This is a genomic window from Tsukamurella conjunctivitidis (assembly GCF_007858475.1).
In the GTDB taxonomy this organism is placed as follows: Bacteria; Actinomycetota; Actinomycetes; order Mycobacteriales; family Mycobacteriaceae; genus Tsukamurella; species Tsukamurella conjunctivitidis.
In genome coordinates, this window is the sequence record NZ_VIGX01000209.1 from 1 (window position 1) to 572 (window position 572).

1 protein-coding gene is annotated in these 572 nt (G+C 61.0%); it reads left to right on the forward strand.

Annotated elements, in window-relative coordinates:
- On the forward strand, positions 1 to 572 hold a 572-nt coding region (locus tag FK530_RS25085), incomplete at both ends, for a carbohydrate ABC transporter permease (protein ID WP_146489497.1).

The following is a 572-nucleotide window of genomic DNA, read 5'->3' on the forward strand; positions in this document are numbered from 1 at the left end:
TCATCACCAATCCGGGAGCACTGTGGCCCGAGAGCCCCTCCCTGAACGCCTACCGGCGGGTCTTCGGACTCACGACGCCGGAGGAATCGATCGCCCAGGGTGGAGCCGGTGCATCCATCAACTTCTGGCTGTACCTGCGCAACTCAACCATTGTGGCCACAGTGGTGACACTGGGCCAGACCCTCTTCTCCGCAATGGCGGCCTACGCCTTTGCCCGCCTGCGTTGGCGAGGGCGCGACCTGGTGTTCGCAATCTTCCTCTCGGCACTGATGGTGCCCTCCATCTTCACCGCGATCCCCAACTTCGTGCTCATCAAGCAACTGGGCCTTCTCAACACCTTCGCCGGGATTGTCCTCCCGACGTTCTTCATGACGCCCTTCTCGATCTTCTTCCTCCGTCAGTTCTTCCTGGGCATACCCCGTGAGATCGACGAAGCCGCAATGATCGACGGGGCAGGACCTTTCAAGGTCTTCACCAGGGTCATCGTCCCCATGGCTTCGGCCCCCCTGATCACTCTGGGCGTGCTGACGTTCATCACCTCATGGAACGACTACATGTGGCCCCTGCTGGTC